We start from the raw sequence: 15591 nt of genomic DNA on the forward strand, positions 1-15591 counted from the left end.
ATGACACTATGGCGCGGCGCGCTCACGCAGCGCGCCAACCGCGCCGCCGCACCCCCGGAGCACTCCTCCCCGCGCGCGCCGTCCGGTCCTGCCCACGGGCGCGATGACTACGTACGACTCAGGAGTTACGGTCGAAATGACGACTCGGGAGGACATGATGACTATCGACATACGTGAGGCCTACCGACGCACGCTGGACGACTTCGGCGCTCTTGTGCACCAGATCAAGCCCGAGCAGTGGGGGAACAGGACGCCGTGTGTGGACTGGGACGTGCGCGCGCTGGTCAACCATGTGGTCGGGGAGAACCGCTGGGCTCCGGAGCTGCTCGCCGGACGGACCGTCGCCGAGCTCGGCGACGCCTTCGACGGCGACCTGCTCGGTGACGACCCGCTGAAGGCGTTCGACACCTCGGCGGTGGCCGCCGCCCAGGCGGCGGCCGGGGAGGGGTCCCTGACCCGCGTCGTCCACCTGTCGTTCGGCGACGTGGCCGGGGAGGAATACATCACCGAGCTGTTCGCCGACGCCCTCATCCACACCTGGGACCTGGCCCGCGCCATCGGCGCCGACGAGCGGCTCGACCCCGAGCTGGTCGAGACCTGCGCGGTCTGGTTCGCCCGCACGGAGGAGGGCTACCGCCAGGCCGGTGTCATAGGAGAGCAGCAGCCGGTGGCCTCGGACACCGACCCCCAGACCAGGCTGCTCGCCTCGTGGGGCCGCCGCAGCTAGCTAGCGGGCCGTCGGCCGTCGGCCGTGGTTGGCCTTCCGCTTCCTGCGTGCCCGGCTCTTGCGTGCCCGCCTGCCCATGCCGACCGCCCCTCTCCGTAGGGTCCGGCCTTCACATTCCTCCTCGGACGCATGCCGTACAAGGGCTAAGGGACGATTCTCGTGGCGGCGGTGGCCGCGTTCACCTCGATCTTCCTGGTCCGCCCGGCCGGGTCGACCGTCTCCATCGCCCAGACCACCCCGCCGCGTCTGTCCTCCAGCCCCGCGGCGGCGATCCAGCCGCCCGGCACGGCCCCGGCCGCGGCCTCCCGTGCCCCGGCGACGCCGATCTCGTCGCCGGCGACGAGATGCGCCGCCGCACCGGCGGCCTCGGGGTCGGCGGCCTGCCTGTCGACCACCTTCCCGGTGGTCGCGTCCATCCGCAGCTCGGCCAGCACCCCGTCGCCGCCCAGGACCGCCGCCAGCCACACGACCGGCGGCTGCGGGCCGTACAGGTGGAGTCTCGTGACCCGCCCGCCGCGGCCGTCCCTGGCCGCGATGCCGGCGGCCTCGGCGAAGGTGACTGGGGGCGGGGCGAACAGGGCGCTGGGCGTGGGGGCGGGCAGGGGCGACGACGCCGTGCCGCCCCCGTTCCCGCAGGCGGTGACGGTGATCAGGACGAGCAGGACAGAGGTCAGTCGCATGACCGGATCCTCACCGTTCGCGGGGCGGCCGACACGAGCGCTGACCATGGTTTTAGGCTCCCCGCATGAGCGCAGAGCTGATGGACCGCTGGCGGTCCCTGGCCGGGCCCGAGGCCGAGGCCCTCGGGCGGGACCTGATCGCCCGCTACGGTGAGCCGCACCGCAGGTATCACACGGCCGACCACCTGGAGGCCGTGCTGGCCCACATCGACACACTGGCGGGGAACGCGGCCGACCCCGACCTCGTACGGCTCGCGGCCTGGTTCCACGACGCCGTCTACGACCCGCGCCGCAGTGACAACGAGGAGCGCAGCGCCCGGCTGGCCGAGCGCATGCTGCCCGAGATGGGGCTGCCCGCCGGAGCGGTCGCCACGGTGGCCCGGCTGGTCAGGCTCACCGCCACCCACGACCCCGCCCCCGGCGACGCGGACGGCGCCGTGCTGTGCGACGCCGACCTGGCGATCCTGGCCGCTCCGCCGGAAATCTACGCGGCCTACGCGGCGGCCGTGCGCCAGGAGTACTCCTTCGTCCCCGACGACGCCTTCCGGGAGGGCCGGGCGGCGGTGCTGCGCTCGCTGCTCGACCTGCCGGCGATCTTCAAGATCGTCGATCTTGAAGATCCGGCCAGGGCGAACATTCATGCCGAGCTTGAGCGGCTGTGAGCGGCTATTCACCAGAATTCAACACCGATCGCCCAGCTGCTCCGTGATAATTTGGTGGAATCTGTTTGATTAAGGAGTTGGTCAATGCTCGCCCAACAGCGGCAGCAGGCGATTTTGGAGCGGGTGCGCAGCAGCGGCGGGGTCCGGGTCGCCGACCTCGTCCGCGAGCTCGGCGTGTCCGATATGACGATCCGCAGGGATCTCGAGGTGCTGGCCGAGCGCGGCCTGGTGGAGAAGGTCCACGGCGGGGCCACCGTCGCCGGTCCCGGCTCGACCGAGGAGCCCGGCTTCGCCGCCAAGTCGGTGCGCCAGCAACCGGAGAAGGAGGCGATCGCCCGGCACGCGGCCCAGCTCGTCCGGCCCGGCACGGCCATCGCGCTGTCGGCCGGGACCACGACCTGGACGCTGGCCGGTTCCGTGGTCGACGTGCCCGACCTGACGGTGATCACCAACTCGATCCGGATCGCCGACGTCTTCCACCGCTCTCCCCGTCCGGACCGCACCGTGGTGCTGACCGGCGGCGTCCGCACCCCCTCCGACGCGCTGGTCGGGCCGGTGGCCGCGGCGGCGATCCGCGGGCTCCACGTGGACACCCTGTTCCTCGGCGTGCACGGGATGAGCGCCCGCGCCGGGTTCACCACGCCCAACCTGCTGGAGGCGGAGACCAACCGCGAGCTGGTCGCCTCCGCGCACCGCCTGGTGGTGCTCGCCGACCACACCAAGTGGGGGACGGTGGGGATCAGCACGATCGCCGAGCTCTCCCAGGCCCACGTGGTGATCACCGACTCCGGCCTGTCGGAGGAAGCCCGCGACGAGCTCACCGCCCAGGTGGGCGAGCTGATCATCACCGAGCCGCAGCAGGAGAGCGAGGCGCTGAGCCGATGAAGCGCACCATCACCCACCTGGCCGACGGCCGGGAACTGTTCTACTTCGACCGGCACGACGGCGCCGACCGCGGCGCGATCGACCAGCGGGACCTGCCGCCCCGCCCCGTGGCCTCCGAGCTGCGCTACGACCCGCTCACCGAGGAGTGGGTCGCGGTGGCCGGGCACCGCCAGGGCCGCACCTTCCTCCCCCCGGCGAGCGAGTGCCCGCTGTGCCCGTCGACCCCCGGCCACCTGACCGAGGTCCCCTCAGCCTCCTACGACGTGGTCGTCTTCGAGAACCGTTTCCCCTCCTTCTCCTCCCAGATCGGCGAATACCATCAGGTCGGAGGGTTGAGCGAGGTCCGCCCGGGGGCCGGGCGGTGCGAGGTGGTCTGCTTCACCTCCGATCACGACTCCTCCTTCTCCGCGCTCTCGGCCGACCAGGTCGAGCTGGTCATGGAGGCATGGATCGACCGTACGGCGGAGCTGTCGGCGATGCCGGGCGTGGAGCAGGTGTTCTGCTTCGAGAACCGGGGGGCGGAGATCGGGATCACCCTGGCCCACCCCCACGGCCAGATCTACGCCTACCCCTACGTGACCCCGCGCACCAAGCTCTCCCTCGCCGCGGCCGGACGCCACCGGGAGCGGACCGGCCGCAACCTGTTCGCCGACGTGCTGGCCGCCGAGCGGGAGGCCGGGATCCGCGTGGTCGCCTCGAACGAGCACTGGACGGCCTTCGTCCCCGCCGCGGCGCGCTGGCCCGTGGAGGTCCACCTCTACCCGCACCGCCAGGTCCCCGACCTGGGCGCGCTGGAGCCCGCCGAGCGCGCGGCGTTCGGTCCGCTCTACACGGAGGTGCTGCGCCGCCTGGACGGGCTGTACGGCGTGGTCATGCCGTACGTCGCGGCCTGGCACCAGGCGCCGGTGAACGTCGGGCGCGACCTCTCCTATGCGCACCTGGAGCTGTTCAGCATCCGGCGGGCGCCGAACAAGCTGAAGTATCTCGCCGGGTCGGAGTCGGCCATGGGGGCTTTCGTGAACGACGTCCTTCCCGAGGAGGCGGCACGCCTTTTGCGAGAAGTTGTCACAGGATGATCACTTATTAGTCTCAGATTGGGGTCGCGTTACCTGGGGTTTACCACTACTATCCTCACACATCGGACCTAATGTCCGAAATGCCTAATTCCGGGCGCGTCGCCCGGGAGCCGGGGAACCACCGCACTTGGGGTGAACCACTTCGGTGGAAGGGCTTCCTCCAGCCCGAACCCGTCAGCTAACCCGGTAGGCGGATGGAGAGGAGAGTCGTGGCGGCTCTATCCCCCACGTTCCGTCGCCATGCGGCCTTGACCATTTCCGTGGTTTCGGTCCTCGCGTTCACCTCCGGCACGGCGACCGCGGGCAGCGCGGCCCCCAAGCCCAAGACCGCGGGCAGCGCGGCCCCCAAACCCAAGGAGTCCCAGCTCCGCGCCGAACTGGCCGACCTGAACAAGCGGGTCGACACGCTCATCGAGACCTACGCCGCCAAGCGCGAGTCCCTCAGGAAGGCCCAGACCGCGGAGGTGGTCGCCAAGGCGGACCTGCGCAAGGCCGAGACCGCCTACCAGGAGGCCGACAAGCAGGTCGACTCCATCGCCCAGCTCCGCTACCAGAGCAGCACCGGCGACCTGCCGTCCCTGCTGTTCTCCACCAACGTCAACATGGGCGGCGCCGCGATCATGCAGCAGCTCACCGCCCAGCAGAGCGCCTACCTGCAGGGCTTCGCCCGGAGCCGGGATCTGAAGAAACAGGCGGCGGACAGGGCGGCCCGGCTCACCGAGCAGATCGGCCAGGAGGCCGCAGCGGTGGCCACCCAGCGCAAAGAGGCCGAGAAGCTGATCGACGCCATCGAGAAGAAGCTCGACGCGCTCGTCCCCACGGGCTCCGGCCGCCGGGCCGACGGCAGCTGGGCGCCCCAACTGCCCACGGGCACCGACAACATCACCGACCGCACCCGGATCATGCGTGAGGCCATCGAGAAGCGCTTCGCCCTGCCCTACACGGTCGGCTGCTACCGGGCCGTGAACGACGGCGGCGAACACCCGCTCGGCCGCGCCTGCGACTTCATGATGAGCACCGGCGGCTCGATGCCCTCGGCCGCCCACGTCAAGCTCGGCGACGAGATCGCCGCCTGGGCCGTCAAGAACAGGGTCAGTCTCGGCGTCAAATACGTGATCTGGCGCCAGCGCATCAACTCCGGCTCCGGCTGGCGCCCCATGTCCGACCGCGGCGGCGTCACCGCCAACCACTTCGACCACACACACATCTCGATGTACTAGCCTCCTGCCGCTTGGAGAACACCGAAACCCTGGTCCACATCTCCTGAGCCGGCATGAGCGCGGTGGCGCGGGCCCGGAAGTCCCGGAGGCCGCGCCACCGCCCGCGGCCGACCGGATCCGATGACCTCGTAGGGTTGTCTCCGTGACCACTGAACCAGCGCTCGCCGGCCCCGTCGCGGACATGACCTCGCTCCACCTGGCGACCCGGAACGCCGCCACCTTCTGGGGCGCTCTCGCGCAGACCCGCGGGCACGCGCTGGTCCGCCGGCCCGGTTTCGTCGGCGTGGACGGGAGCGAGCGCAGCGGCCTGCGGATCCTGCTGCTCTCGCCGGAGCCGGACGCGGACGATCTCGCCGAGCTGACGGACCTGGCCCGGCGCCGATCCACCGGCGGGGTGGTCGTCGAGGACCCGTTCAGCTCGCTCGACCTGGGCGGTTCGGGGTTGAGCCCCCGGCGGCTGCCCGTCATGATCCGCCGCCCCGGTCCGGTGCCCGCGCCGCCGGCCGTACAGGTCGAGCGGGTGGAGACGGGCGACCAGCTGGAGACGGCGGAGCGGATCGTGGTCCACGGGTTCCCGCTGCCGGCCTTCCAGCCCCATCAGGCGGGCGAGGTGTTCCCCACGGGACTGCTGGGACGCGAGGGGATCGAGCTGTTCCTCGCCACGCGGGACGGGGTGCCCGCCGGGGCCTGCATGACGGTCGCCGACGGCGGGGTGGGCGGGGTCTACTGGGTGACCACCCTGCCCGAGCACCGCTCCCACGGGGTCGGGCGGGCACTCATGCACGCGGTCCTGGGACACCTGGAGGGTCCCGTCACCCTGACCTCCGCGACGGCCGGCAAGCCGCTCTACGACTCCCTCGGATTCGACACCGTCACCCACGCGACGTGGTGGTCGTGACACCCGATTGCGCTCCCACGACAGCCCCCGCCCGCCGGGCGGCGTAGCCGTCTGCGGCACCGGCCCCACCACGACGGCGGGCGCGGAGCCTCCGCGCTCCGTGGCAGTACGGCCCAGGGCCTCCGCGGCACGGCTGGACGACATGACAGCCACCCGGGCGTATGGGCATCATGAGGTCTCATGACTGACAACCGCGTCGATCCCCCCTATATCGCCGACGAGATCCCCATGCTCCAGTCATGGTTGGACTGGCAGCGAGAGACCCTGGCCGTGAAGTGCGCCGGGCTGTCGGAGGAACAGCTCCGCCTGCGCACGGCCGCACCGTCCACGCTCTCCCTGCTGGGTCTGGTCCGCCACATGACCGACGTCGAGCACTACTGGTTCCGCAACATCCTCAACGGCGAGAACACCTCGGGGATCTACTGGTCCGACCCGCGTCCCGACGTGGAGTTCGAGCTGGTGGACACCGCCTCGGCCGAGGAGGCGCTCACCCGCTGGCAGCACGAGATCGACCTCGCCCGCGCGGTCTCCGCGGGGCTTCCCCTGAACACCGTGGGCAAGCGGCAGCGTAGGGGTGAGAACGTCTCGCTGCACTGGATCCTCATCCACATGATCCAGGAGTATGCCCGGCACAACGGTCACGCCGACATCATCCGCGAGCAGCTCGACGGCGTCACCGGAGAGTAGTGGGCTCCTCGATCACCTCGGCGATCACCTGGTCGAGGTTGGCCAGGTCGGCCGGATGGGCCACGGCCGCCTCGGCGAAGCGGGTGATCAGCCGGGCGAAGGCCTCACGGTCCGCCTCGTCCCAGTCGGCGATCAGCCCGTCCAGGTAGGTGCGCCGGTAGTGGACGACCACCTCCAGCACCCGGCGCCCGCGCTCGCTGAGCACCAGCCGGGCCCGCCGGGCGTCGACCTCGGACGCCTCGCGCTCCACGAACCCCGCGCCGATCGCGTCGTTGACCAGCCTGCTGGCCGTGGAGGGGTCGACGTCCAGCTGCTCCGCGACGGCGCCGACGGTCACCTCGGGCACGTCCAGGCTCAGCTTGTGCACGGCGTGCACGACCATCACGTTGGACAGCTGCACCGGCCGCTGCGGATCTCCGAGCTTGCGCGCGCGCAGCGGCCGCGCCCAGATGCGGCGCAGCCGGAACAGTGCCACGTCGATCGCCGCCCCCGGCGTCCCGTCCCTCACGGAACAACCCTAGCGGCGAGCACCGCCACCTCCCAGACCGCCGTGGCCCGACAGGTCAGCCGGCGAGGCGGACCGGGTTCACCAGGTCCGCGTACAGGAGCAGGCCGAACAGGATGATCATCGTGAAGGCCAGCGCGTAGGTCAGCGGGAGCACCTTGGCGATGTCGACGTGCGCCGGCTCGGGCCTGCGGGTCACCCGGGCGAAGGCCCGCTTGAGCCCCTCCCAGAGACCGCCCGCGATGTGGCCGCCGTCGAGCGGGAGCAGGGGGATGAGGTTGAACACGCCGATGGCCAGGTTGAACCCGGCGAGCAGGCTCAGCAGGGCGACGAGCTTGTTCTCGGTGGGGGCGGCGGAGGCGGCGATCTCGCCGCCGATCCGGCCCGCGCCGACCACGCCGACCGGGCCGTTGGGGTCGCGTTCCTCACCGGAGAAGGCGGCGTTCCAGACGCCGATCATCTTCTGCGGCAGGTTGAGCAGCGACTCGGCGACCCTGCCGGTGAGCTCCACCATGTGGCCGACCACGTAGCCGAGGCTCTGCTTCTCCATGACCTGCGTGGGCGCGACACCGAGGAAGCCGACGTTCTTCTCGATCTTCTTCGGGTCGTCGACCGCCGGCCGGTCCTGGGAGATCAGGGTGACGTTCAGCGTCTGCGGCCTGCCGTCGCGCACGATGCCGAGGGTGATGGGCCCGGCCCCGTTGGCCCGGATCTTCTTGGTGGCCTCCTCCCAGGAGGAGACCGGCGCCCCGTTGAACGCGACGATCTCGTCGCCGGGCTTGACGCCCGCCTGCGCCGCCGGCGTGGGCGGGTCGGACTCGGTGCACGTGCGGCCCGGCTTCAGCGACTCGCTGTAGGGGATGACGCACTTGGTCATCCCCGACACGACCGGCTTGAGCACCGGGACGCCGAAGCCCATGATGACGACGGCGAAGAGGATGAACGCCAGCACGAAGTTCATCGCCGGGCCGCCGCTCATGATGATGACCTTCTGCCACCAGGGCTTGCGGTAGAAGACCCGGCCCTCGTCCCCCGGCCGGACCTCCTCCAGCGCGACCTCGCGGGCGTTCTCGATCAGGCCCTGCCACGGCCCGGTGGAGACCGAGCGCACCTTGTTGGGATCGTCGGTGGGCCGGGGCGGCAACATGCCGATCATCCGGATGTAGCCGCCGAGCGGGATCCACTTCACGCCGTATTCGGTCTCGCCCTTGCGCCTCGACCACATGGTCGGACCGAAGCCGATCATGTATTGCGTGACTTTGACGCCGAACAGCTTCGCCGGCACCAGGTGACCGATCTCGTGCAGCCCGATCGACACCATCAACCCCACGAGGAAGACGATGATCCCGATCACGAAGAGCCAGCTCACAGGTTCATACCCCCGGTCACGGATTTACCGACAATGCCCCATAAGAGATTAGCCCAAGTGCCCGGAGCCGGGGCCCTCAAAAGCGGGCCTTCCAGATCGAGCCACTTGCGCATGCTGTGCCGAATGGAGACACTTTGTTAACGTTGAGCGATCATTTGATCACCCTTCGACAATGGGCAGAGGAGAACCTTGATCGGGATCCTGGTGGCCGAGCGCCTTCCCCTGGTCCGGCGCGGCCTGGTGGCGTCGCTGCAGTGTGAGGCAGACCTGAAGGTCGTCTCCGACGTGGGCAGCGGAGAAGAGGTCGTCCCCTCCGCCCTGGAACACGGACCCCAGGTGGCGGTCGTCGATCTGGACCTCCCCGGCGTCGACGGGTTCGCCGCGGCGCTCCGGCTGCACGGCGACGTCCCCGGCTGCCGGGTCCTGCTGCTGTCGCGCCACCCCAACCCCGGCCAGGTCCGCCGGGCCTTCGCCGTCCACGCGCTCGGGTTCATGAGCCTGGACGTGGCGCCCGAGCAGCTCGCCGACGGTGTCCGCCGGGTCGCGGCGGGCCGCCGGGCGGTGGACTCGGAGCTCGCGGTGGCCGCCCTGGAAGCGGCCGAGAACCCGCTGACCCGCCGGGAGCTGGACGTGCTCCGGCTGGCCGCCCAGGGGGCGCGCTCCAACGAGATCGCCGACCAGCTCTTCCTGTCCGTGGGAACGGTCCGGAACCACATGTCGCGGATCATGTGCAAGACCCACGCCCGCAACCGCCTCGACGCCGTGCGGATCGCCAGCGACTCCGGGTGGCTGTGACGCTCCGGACGGCTGACGCTCCGGACCGCTGTGACATCGCGCCGCCCCGGCCGCTCCGGGCGGCGGTGGCGTCTGCGGCGTCGCGCCGCCGTGGCCGTCCCTGATGGCTGCGACATCGGGGCGTGGCGGTCAGGGGCGCCAGATGAGGATCAGGGCGCAGTCGTCGTTGTGCCCCGCCGACATCGAGGTGACCAGGTTGCGGGCGCCGTGGCGGAACCCGGAGGGCAGCAGCCGCTCGGCCTCCCCCAGCAGCCGGTCGAGGCCCGCGTCGATGTCGCGGCCGGGCTGCTCGATCAGCCCGTCGGTGTAGAGCATGAGGGCCTCGCCCTTGCGGAGCGTCCCCCGGTCGGGCTCGCAGTGCAGGTCGGGGACGATGCCCAGGACCACGCCCTTGGCCGGCGAGACCCGCCAGGTGCCGGTGCCCGCCTCGAACTTGACCACCGGCGGATGGCCGGCCGAGGTGATCACGTATTCGCCCGTGGCGAGGTTGAGCCGCACATGGACGGCGGTGACGAAACCCTCGGCCTCGCGCTGGCGGTGCAGGTAGGTGTTGCAGGCGGCCAGGAAGTCGTCGACCGAGCCGAGCAGGCCGCCGAAGGTCCCCGACAGCATCAGGGCCCTGGTGCCCGCGTCGACGCCCTTTCCGGACACGTCGACGAGGGCGAGCTCCACCGTGTCGCCCTCGCGCAGGGAGACCAGGAAGTCGCCGCCGAAGGAGGAGCCGCCGGCCTGCTTGAGCACCACCCGCGAGTCCCAGTCCTTGGGCAGCGCGGGCAGCTCGCTCTGGTTCTTGAGGCGGTCGCGCAGCTCCAGCAGCATCGCGTCGCCGCGCAGGCCCTGCACGCCCAGCTTGCCCCGGGTGCGGGCCATCAGCCCCGCCAGCACGGTGGTGAAGCCGAAGGTGACCAGCAGGCCCGGGCCGATGTGCCCCACCCCTCGCACGATGCCGACGTAGAGCAGGGCGGCGGCCACCGCGCACAGCAGCTTGGCCAGGCTGCGCAGCCGGAGCTGGAGCCCGCCGACGAGGGTGATCGGGATCATGAGCGCCGGGGAGAACCACTCCGTGGAGACCCGGGCGGCCAGGGCGCCGAGCACCAGGGACAGCGCGGTGAGCGTGAGGAGCAGGTTGCGGTCACGGGCCAGCGGCCCACGGCGCAGGAACCGCACAATGGGCACGAGAAGGGGGACCCGCACCAGGAACGCACGGAGCCCCGGAGGGATCAGTGGCACCGGGCGAGAACTCATGATGCGTTTGACTGTATCGGTCTATCCCCCATTTGGGCAGCCCACTTGACCAATGCCTTGATCATTAAGGGCGGATATTGAATAGCCGGAACGGTTTGTCCCCCACTACCGTAGGAAAAATGAGTCTTACCCTGCGCCCGATCACTGAGAACGAGTGGATCGACTGGATCGCCGTCGACGAAGAGGCGTTCGGCAACGCCTTCCCCCCGCACCGGGTGGAGCTGTTCCGGAACAACACCGAGCTGGACCGCTCGCTGGGGGCCTTCGAGGACGGCATGCTCGTGGGCGCCACCGCTGTGTGCAGTTTCACAATGACGGTGCCCGGTGGACCGATCCCGGTCGGCGGCATCACCGCGGTCGGCGTGCTGCCCTCGCACCGCCGCAGAGGGGTCCTGTCCGCGTTGATGACCCGCCAGCTCGCCGACCTGCGCGAGCGGGGCGAGGCGGTCGCCGCGCTCTACGCCTCCGAGGCGGCGATCTACGGCCGCTTCGGGTACGGCAGGGCCGCCGACAACCTTTTCTTCAACATCCCCACACACGGCTCGGCCTTCGGCCGGCACGCCCCGACCGACCCCGCGCTGCGGCTGCGCGTGGTCAAGCCCGCCGAGGCCAGGGCCCTCTTCGAGAAGGTCTTCGAGGCCGTGCTCGACAGCCGTCCGGGACTCTACGCCCGCACTCCCGCGCGCTGGGACGCGATGCTGTCGGACCACGAGGCCGACCAGGGAGGCTCCGGACCGCTGCGCGCGGTGGTCGTCGAGGACGACGGGGGTCCCCGCGGTTACGCGCTCTTCCGGATCAAGCAGAGCGTCACCGAGCATGACGTGCCGGACGGCGAGCTGCGGCTCAAGGAGCTGTTCGGCCTCGATCCGGCCGCCTACGCCCTGCTCTGGCGGCACGTCCTGGACCGCGACCTGGTCGCGCGGGTCAGGGTCGGGCAGCGGCCGGTCGACGACCCGCTGATCCACCTGCTGGCCGAGCCGCGCCACCTCAACGCCGGGTGGCTGGACGACCTGTGGATCCGCCTCGTGGACGTCGAGCGCGCGCTGCCCGCGCGCCGCTACTCGGCGCCCGTGGACGTGGTGATCGAGGTCGAGGACGCGGTCTGCCCGTGGAACGCCCGCCGCTGGCGGTTGTCGGCCGACACCTCCGGCGCCCGCTGCGTGCCGACCGACGACCCTGCGGACCTGGCACTCCCGGTCACCGTGCTGGGCGCGGCCTACCTGGGCGGCCGTCCGCTCGCGGCGCTGCAGGCGGCCGGGGTGGTGCACGAGTTCCGGGCGGGAGCCGTACGGGAGCTGTCGGTGGCCATGTCGTGGGACCCCGCGCCCTGGGCCGGTCTGATCTTCTGAGCGGGGCGGGCACGCCCGCGCCGCGCGGGTTATGGTGACCGCATGGCACTGCAGAGCTTGCAGATCGGCGCGGTCACCGCGATGCGGGCCCGGGATGTCTCCCGGCCCTCCCAGGAGCAGCAGGAGGCCGCCGACCGGCGGCCGCTGCGCGACGAGACGCCGCGCCGGGAGCCCGCGCGCAAGGAGCAGCCGCGCCGCAAGTGAGCGAGCGCGGGTAGCGGGTAGGACCGGACGAGAGACCGCGGGTGACGGATCCGCCCGCCCGTGACGGGCGGGCGGACGCACGCCCGGCCCCCCACGGGCCGGGCGGGCGGGACTACGGCAGCGGCGGGAGCTGGCCGATGGTCTCGTAGGAGGTGAGCTGCGCGATCCGGCGGTTGTGCCGCTCGGCGCCCGAGTAGGCGGTGCCGAGGAAGATCTCGACGAACCGGGTCGCCTCCTCCTCCGTGTGCATCCGCGCGCCGACGCTGACCACGTTGGCGTTGTTGTGCTCGCGGGCGAGCTCGGCGGTCTCCTCGCTCCAGGCCAGGGCGGCGCGGATACCGCGCACCTTGTTGGCCGCGATCTGCTCGCCGTTGCCCGAACCGCCGATGACGACTCCCAGGCTGCCTGGGTCCTCGGCGACACCCTCGGCCGCGCGCAGCACGAACGGCGGGTAGTCGTCCTCCGGGTCGTAGACGGACGGGCCACAGTCCGTGACCTCGTGGCCGTGCTCCTTCAGCCAGGAGACGAGGTGGTTCTTGAGCTCATAGCCGGCATGGTCGGCACCGATGTAGACGCGCACCCGCCCAGTTTCGCAGGTGTATGTGGCCGGCTCGACCCCCACCCCGACTAGAGTAATGACCGCTTAGCCTTCCGAACCCTTACAAGAGAGAGTCCCCATGCGTGACATCCGAGTGGTCGGGGATCCGGTCCTGCGCACGCCCGCCGAGCCGATCGTCGACTTCGACCGCGATCTGCGCCGCCTGATCGACGAGATGTTCGACGCGATGTACGCCGCGCAGGGGGTCGGTCTGGCCGGCCCGCAGATCGGCGTGTCGAAGCGGGTCTTCGTCTATGACTGCAGCAACCGCAAGGGGCACCTGATCAACCCTGTGCTGACGGTCGACGACGACGCGGAGGTCGTCGACGAGGAGGGTTGCCTGTCGGTCCCCGGCCGCGAGACCGGCACCCCCATCTACGCCAAGACCCCCCGGGCCGCCGGGGTCACCGTCCGCGGCTCCGACCGCCTGGGCCGGCCGGTCCAGGTCAGGGCCCGCGGCCTGCTGGCGCGCTGTTTCCAGCACGAGACCGATCACCTCGACGGGATGCTCTACGTCGACCGTCTCGCCAAGGACGCCGCCAGGAAGGTCCTCCTGCAGGCCCCCTGACCGGGTGCGGGCTCCCCGGCCGAGACGGTGGGGCCACACCCTTCAGCCTCCCGCGACCTCCTCGGTCCCCGTGGCCCCGGCGTCCCCCGTTGCGCGGCGGCGGCGGAGCAGGGGCCTGGCCGCCAGGCCGAGGCCGGCCACGAGGAGCAGCACGACCATGATCCACTCATTGGAGCCGCCGGGGCCGTAGACGTGGCCCCGGCGGCCGGTGTCGAAGGCCCGCACCGTCTGGCCGGGGGTGAACGCCTCCCGGTCGGCGCCGTAGAAGGCGATCCCCTGGCGCGCCTGTCCGCCGGCCCGGAAGTCACCCAGCCAGGTGCACTGCTCGTGGCCGGGGTGCTGGACGCACTCGACCCGCTGGGCGGTGAAGGCGCCCCAGGTGCCCTCACCGCGGAGCGCGGCCAGCGCCGGCCCGAGATTCTGCCCGGCGAGCAGCACCAGCACCAGCCCCCCTGCGGCGACCACCAGGTCGAACGCGCTCAGACGCTTGGTGCCCGATCTCATTCGGCGCCTTTCGGAGGGGGCGAGGCCTCCTTGCGGAGGGGCGAGGCTTCCCATAGGACGGGTTTACCCAGAACCTCCGGTAAGGACAACCCTCCCCGGGCGGATAGGCAATCTCGGAGAAGGGGCGTCGGCCTCCGATCAAGGCCGGACCAGGTCAGAGCTGGACCGACTTGATCTCCAGATACTCCTCAAGCCCGAACTCGCCCAGCTCGCGCCCCAGCCCCGACTGCTTGTAGCCCCCGAAGGGGGCGCGGGGGTTGAACTGGCCGCCGTTGACGGACACCTGGCCGGTGCGCAGCCGCCTGGCGACGGCGACCGCGCGCTCCTCCTCGCCCGCCCACACCGCGCCGGCCAGGCCGTACGACGTGCCGTTGGCGATGGTGACGGCCTCGTCCTCGCCGCGGGTGTAGGGAATGATCGTCAGGACCGGGCCGAAGATCTCCTCCTGCTCGATCACCATCCCCGGCTCCACCCCGGCGAACACCGTGGGCTCCACATAGAAGCCCCGGTCCAGGGGCCGGTCGGCGCCTCCGGCGACCAGCCGGGCACCCTCTTCCTGGCCCCGGTTGATGTAGCGGACGACCCGGTCGCGCTGGGCGGCGGAGACCAGCGGGCCGAGGCGGGTGAGCTCGTCGAAGGGGTCGCCGAGGGGGTATTTCCCCGCCGCCTCGACGGCGAGCCGGACGGCGTCGTCGTACTGGTCGCGGTGGACGATCATGCGTGTCCAGGCCGAGCAGGTCTGGCCCGAGTTGAGGAAGGCGTTGGCCACGGTCACCTTGACCGCCGCGGGCAGGTCGGCGTCCGGCAGCACCAGGCTGGCCGACTTGCCGCCGAGCTCCAGGGCCACCCGCTTGACCGTCTCGGCCGCGAGCGAGGCGACCCGCCGCCCCGCCCGGGTGGAGCCGGTGAAGGACACCATGTCCACGTCGGGGTGGGTGACCAGCGCCTCGCCCACCACCGGGCCGTAGCCGCTCACCATGTTGAACACCCCGGCGGGCAGCCCGACCTCGTCGAAGATCCCGGCCAGCGCGAAGGCCGCCAGCGGCGCCACCTCGCTGGGCTTGAGCACCACCGTGCAGCCCGCGGCGAGCGCCGGGGCCACCTTGCACACGATCTGGTGGAGCGGGTAGTTCCACGGCGTGATGGCGGCGACCACGCCGGCCGGCTCCCGGAAGATGCGGGAGTTGCCGACCCTCCCGCCCTCGAAGTCGTAGGTCTCGGCCAGCTGGCCGTAGAAGGCCAGCACCCCGGCGGGCATCAGCGTCTGCACCTTCAGCGCCACGTTGTAGGGCGCGCCCATGTCCGTGGTGATGATCCTGGCTATCTGGTCGGAGCGTTCTCGTATCAGCTCGGCCGCCGCGTTGAGGACCTTGCCCCGTTCGGCCGGGGCCGTGCCCGACCACGCGGGCAGGGCCGCGCGGGCGGCGGCGACAGCGGCCTCGACGTCGGCGGGCGAGCCCGCCGGGACCCTGTCGATCGTCTCCTCTGTCGCGGGGTTGACGACGTCGATGCTCTCGCCCGACGTCGATGCCCGCCAAGCTCCGTTCAGATAAAGGTGACGCATGGCTCTCATCCTTGCGTGTCGACCGTCATAAGGCGAGAGCCCGTAAGGTCACGGA

19 protein-coding genes and 1 riboswitch are annotated in these 15591 nt (G+C 71.2%); of the genes, 11 read left to right on the forward strand and 8 right to left on the reverse strand.

The window, feature by feature from the left end; all coding sequences use genetic code 11:
- Positions 1-136: 136 nt before the first annotated feature.
- Positions 137-727: a TIGR03086 family metal-binding protein gene (locus ACZ6R6_RS22750; RefSeq protein ID WP_470096277.1), complete on the forward strand. Its 591-nt coding sequence runs from the start codon at positions 137-139 to the stop codon at positions 725-727.
- On the opposite strand, the gene ACZ6R6_RS22755 is transcribed toward ACZ6R6_RS22750, so the two are convergent.
- Positions 728-805, reverse strand: a complete 78-nt coding sequence (locus tag ACZ6R6_RS22755; RefSeq protein WP_370879797.1) for a 50S ribosomal protein bL37 — start codon at positions 803-805, stop codon at positions 728-730.
- A 65-nt stretch (positions 806-870) separates the two neighbouring features.
- Positions 871-1407 carry a PepSY domain-containing protein gene (locus ACZ6R6_RS22760; protein ID WP_470096279.1) on the reverse strand — a complete coding sequence of 179 codons (537 nt, stop codon included), beginning with the start codon at positions 1405-1407 and terminating at the stop codon, positions 871-873.
- A 65-nt stretch (positions 1408-1472) separates the two neighbouring features.
- On the opposite strand from ACZ6R6_RS22760, the gene ACZ6R6_RS22765 reads away from it, so the two are divergent.
- The 6 genes from ACZ6R6_RS22765 to ACZ6R6_RS22790 all read left to right on the forward strand — a co-directional run bounded on the left by ACZ6R6_RS22765 (position 1473) and on the right by ACZ6R6_RS22790 (position 6835).
- Complete coding sequence (locus tag ACZ6R6_RS22765; RefSeq protein WP_470096281.1) at positions 1473-2069, forward strand: HD domain-containing protein; 597 nt, start codon at positions 1473-1475, stop codon at positions 2067-2069.
- Positions 2070-2153: 84 nt separating this feature from the next.
- Positions 2154-2954 carry a DeoR/GlpR family DNA-binding transcription regulator gene (locus ACZ6R6_RS22770; RefSeq protein ID WP_470096283.1) on the forward strand — a complete coding sequence of 267 codons (801 nt, stop codon included), beginning with the start codon at positions 2154-2156 and terminating at the stop codon, positions 2952-2954.
- Complete coding sequence (galT, locus tag ACZ6R6_RS22775; RefSeq protein ID WP_470096285.1) at positions 2951-4030, forward strand: galactose-1-phosphate uridylyltransferase; 1080 nt, start codon at positions 2951-2953, stop codon at positions 4028-4030. Before ACZ6R6_RS22770 ends, galT begins: the two co-directional genes overlap by 4 nt.
- A 71-nt stretch (positions 4031-4101) precedes the next feature.
- Positions 4102-4237, forward strand: a riboswitch (cyclic di-AMP (ydaO/yuaA leader).
- A 53-nt stretch (positions 4238-4290) separates the two neighbouring features.
- Positions 4291-5250, forward strand: coding sequence for a coiled-coil domain-containing protein (locus tag ACZ6R6_RS22780; RefSeq protein WP_470096287.1), 960 nt, complete (start codon positions 4291-4293; stop codon positions 5248-5250).
- A gap of 142 nt (positions 5251-5392) precedes the next feature.
- Positions 5393-6148, forward strand: coding sequence for a GNAT family N-acetyltransferase (locus tag ACZ6R6_RS22785; protein WP_470096289.1), 756 nt, complete (start codon positions 5393-5395; stop codon positions 6146-6148).
- Between the two features lie 180 nt (positions 6149-6328).
- On the forward strand, positions 6329-6835 hold the full coding sequence (locus tag ACZ6R6_RS22790) for a DinB family protein (RefSeq protein WP_470096291.1): 507 nt from the start codon (positions 6329-6331) through the stop codon (positions 6833-6835).
- On the opposite strand, the gene ACZ6R6_RS22795 is transcribed toward ACZ6R6_RS22790, so the two are convergent.
- The gene (locus ACZ6R6_RS22795; RefSeq protein ID WP_470096293.1) at positions 6822-7343 is read right to left on the reverse strand and encodes a MarR family winged helix-turn-helix transcriptional regulator; all 522 of its coding nucleotides are present in this window, start codon (positions 7341-7343) and stop codon (positions 6822-6824) included. The two genes, ACZ6R6_RS22790 and ACZ6R6_RS22795, sit on opposite strands and share 14 nt — an antisense overlap.
- A 55-nt stretch (positions 7344-7398) precedes the next feature.
- Entirely contained in the window at positions 7399-8709 is a 1311-nt protein-coding gene (locus ACZ6R6_RS22800) for a M50 family metallopeptidase (RefSeq protein WP_470096295.1), read from the reverse strand.
- A gap of 189 nt (positions 8710-8898) precedes the next feature.
- Between ACZ6R6_RS22800 and ACZ6R6_RS22805 the strand changes: the two genes are divergently transcribed.
- Positions 8899-9504, forward strand: a complete 606-nt coding sequence (locus ACZ6R6_RS22805; RefSeq protein ID WP_470096297.1) for a response regulator transcription factor — start codon at positions 8899-8901, stop codon at positions 9502-9504.
- Between the two features lie 129 nt (positions 9505-9633).
- Here ACZ6R6_RS22805 and ACZ6R6_RS22810 read toward each other — a convergent pair whose 3' ends face one another.
- Positions 9634-10749 carry a PP2C family protein-serine/threonine phosphatase gene (locus ACZ6R6_RS22810; protein ID WP_470096299.1) on the reverse strand — a complete coding sequence of 372 codons (1116 nt, stop codon included), beginning with the start codon at positions 10747-10749 and terminating at the stop codon, positions 9634-9636.
- Between the two features lie 119 nt (positions 10750-10868).
- Here ACZ6R6_RS22810 and ACZ6R6_RS22815 point away from each other — a divergent pair, with 119 nt between their 5' ends.
- Complete coding sequence (locus ACZ6R6_RS22815) at positions 10869-12098, forward strand: GNAT family N-acetyltransferase (RefSeq protein WP_470096301.1); 1230 nt, start codon at positions 10869-10871, stop codon at positions 12096-12098.
- 42 nt (positions 12099-12140) lie between these two features.
- Positions 12141-12302 (forward strand): hypothetical protein, encoded by a 162-nt coding sequence (locus tag ACZ6R6_RS22820; protein WP_470096303.1) that lies wholly within the window; start codon positions 12141-12143, stop codon positions 12300-12302.
- 112 nt (positions 12303-12414) lie between these two features.
- Here the strand turns inward: ACZ6R6_RS22820 and ACZ6R6_RS22825 are convergent, their stop codons facing one another.
- Positions 12415-12882, reverse strand: coding sequence for a ribose-5-phosphate isomerase (locus ACZ6R6_RS22825; protein WP_306866304.1), 468 nt, complete (start codon positions 12880-12882; stop codon positions 12415-12417).
- 97 nt (positions 12883-12979) lie between these two features.
- Between ACZ6R6_RS22825 and def the strand changes: the two genes are divergently transcribed.
- Positions 12980-13468 carry a peptide deformylase gene (gene def / locus ACZ6R6_RS22830; RefSeq protein ID WP_470096306.1) on the forward strand — a complete coding sequence of 163 codons (489 nt, stop codon included), beginning with the start codon at positions 12980-12982 and terminating at the stop codon, positions 13466-13468.
- Positions 13469-13510: 42 nt separating this feature from the next.
- Here the strand turns inward: def and ACZ6R6_RS22835 are convergent, their stop codons facing one another.
- Together ACZ6R6_RS22835 and ACZ6R6_RS22840 are read right to left on the reverse strand one after the other, a co-directional pair.
- Complete coding sequence (locus tag ACZ6R6_RS22835) at positions 13511-13972, reverse strand: hypothetical protein (protein WP_470096308.1); 462 nt, start codon at positions 13970-13972, stop codon at positions 13511-13513.
- Between the two features lie 154 nt (positions 13973-14126).
- Positions 14127-15536 carry an aldehyde dehydrogenase family protein gene (locus ACZ6R6_RS22840; RefSeq protein ID WP_470096310.1) on the reverse strand — a complete coding sequence of 470 codons (1410 nt, stop codon included), beginning with the start codon at positions 15534-15536 and terminating at the stop codon, positions 14127-14129.
- Between the last annotated feature and the right edge of the window lie 55 nt (positions 15537-15591).

This window comes from Streptosporangium sp. NPDC048886 (assembly GCF_055586905.1).